The organism is Enterobacter sp. 01-M-03-SI-ECC (genome assembly GCF_047530215.1).
Taxonomy (GTDB): Bacteria; Pseudomonadota; Gammaproteobacteria; order Enterobacterales; family Enterobacteriaceae; genus Enterobacter; species Enterobacter chengduensis.
In genome coordinates this window covers 1-1,990 of sequence record NZ_JBLKDA010000086.1, presented here as the reverse complement: position 1 = coordinate 1,990, position 1,990 = coordinate 1, and the positions used below count along the sequence as shown (strand labels likewise).

Sequence of the window (1,990 nt, the reverse complement as noted above, 5' to 3'; positions counted from 1 at the left end):
GCCTCAGCATTTTATTATGGTGATCCCCTGGGCGAAATGCGCCTGGTAAGCAGAGTTTTTGAAATGTAAGGCCTTTGAATAAGACAAAAGGCTGCCTCATCGCTAACTTTGCAACAGTGCCAGCTGCGGGCCGCTCCCGCCGCGAAGGACGTGCTCGACGCCATCGAGGTGCTGCGCGGCATGAACAGCGACAACGCCCGCAAGGTGCCCGCCGACGCGCCGACCGAGTTCATCAAGCCGCGCTGGCAGAAGCTGGTCATGACCGACACCGGCATCGACCGGCGCTACTACGAACTGTGCGCGCTGTCGGAGATGAAGAACGCGTTGCGTTCCGGCGACATCTGGGTGCAGGGGTCGCGCCAGTTCAAGGACTTCGAGGACTACCTGGTGCCGCCCGCGAAATTCGCCAGCCTCAAGCAGGCCAGCGAATTGCCGCTGGCCGTGGCCACCGACTGCAACCGGTACCTGAACGACCGGCTGACGCTGCTGGAAACACAGCTTGCCACCGTCAACCGTATGGCGACGGCCAACGAGCTGCCGGACGCCATCATCACCGAGTCAGGCTTGAAGATCACGCCGCTCGACGCGGCGGTACCCGACACCGCACAGGCCCTGATCGACCAGACGGCAATGATCCTGCCGCACGTCAAGATCACCGAACTGCTGCTGGAGGTGGACGAATGGACGGGCTTCACTCGGCATTTCGCGCATCTGAAATCGGGCGACCCGGCCAAAGACAAGAACCTGTTGCTGACCACGATCCTCGCCGACGCGATCAACCTGGGCCTGACCAAGATGGCGGAGTCTTGCCCCGGCACGACCTACGCCAAGCTGGCTTGGCTGCAAGCCTGGCACATCCGCGACGAAACCTACGGGGCGGCGCTGGCCGATCTGGTCAACGCACAGTTCCGCCATCCCTTCGCCGAGCACTGGGGCGACGGCACCACCTCATCGTCGGACGGCCAGAACTTCCGCACCGGCAGCAAGGCCGAGAGCACCGGCCACATCAACCCGAAATACGGGAGCAGCCCAGGGCGGACGTTCTACACCCACATTTCTGACCAGTACGCGCCATTTCACACCAAGGTCGTGAACGTCGGCGTGCGCGATTCGACCTACGTGCTCGACGGCCTGCTGTACCACGAGTCCGACTTGCGGATCGAGGAGCATTACACCGACACGGCGGGCTTCACCGATCACGTCTTCGCCCTGATGCACCTCCTGGGCTTCCGCTTCGCGCCGCGCATCCGCGACCTGGGCGACACCAAGCTCTACATCCCGAAGGGCGACGCCGCCTATGACGCGCTGAAACCCATGATCGGCGGCACGCTCAACATCAAGCACGTCCGCGCCCATTGGGACGAAATCCTGCGGCTGGCCACCTCGATCAAGCAGGGCACGGTGACGGCCTCCCTGATGCTCCGAAAGCTCGGCAGCTACCCACGCCAGAACGGCCTGGCCGTGGCGCTCCGCGAGCTGGGCCGCATCGAGCGCACGCTGTTCATCCTGGACTGGCTGCAAAGCGTGGAACTGCGCCGCCGCGTGCATGCCGGCCTGAACAAGGGCGAGGCGCGCAATGCGCTGGCCAGGGCAGTGTTTTTCAACCGCCTGGGTGAAATCCGCGACCGCAGTTTCGAGCAGCAGCGCTACCGGGCTAGCGGCCTCAATCTGGTAACGGCTGCCGTCGTGTTGTGGAACACGGTCTATCTGGAACGGGCTGCGCACGCGCTGCGTGGCAACGGCCATGCCGTTGATGACGCGCTGTTGCAGTACCTGTCGCCGCTCGGTTGGGAGCACATCAACCTCACCGGCGATTACCTCTGGCGCAGCAGCGCCAAGATCGGCGCGGGCAAGTTCAGGCCGCTACGACCGCTGCAACCGGCTTAGCGTGCTTTATTTAATGAGATGGTCACTCCCTCCTTCCCAGTACTATGCTGAGGACAGGCTTTCATTCGGAGAACCATCATGGAAAACATTGCGCTTATTGGTA

General features: G+C 62.8%; 1 pseudogene. It reads left to right on the top strand.

From position 1 onward, the window contains the following. Positions 1 to 120: 120 nt before the first annotated feature. Positions 121 to 1,887, top strand: a pseudogene (locus tag ACMWKK_RS26130) (Tn3 family transposase); the annotation flags it as partial. Positions 1,888 to 1,990 lie beyond the last annotated feature (103 nt).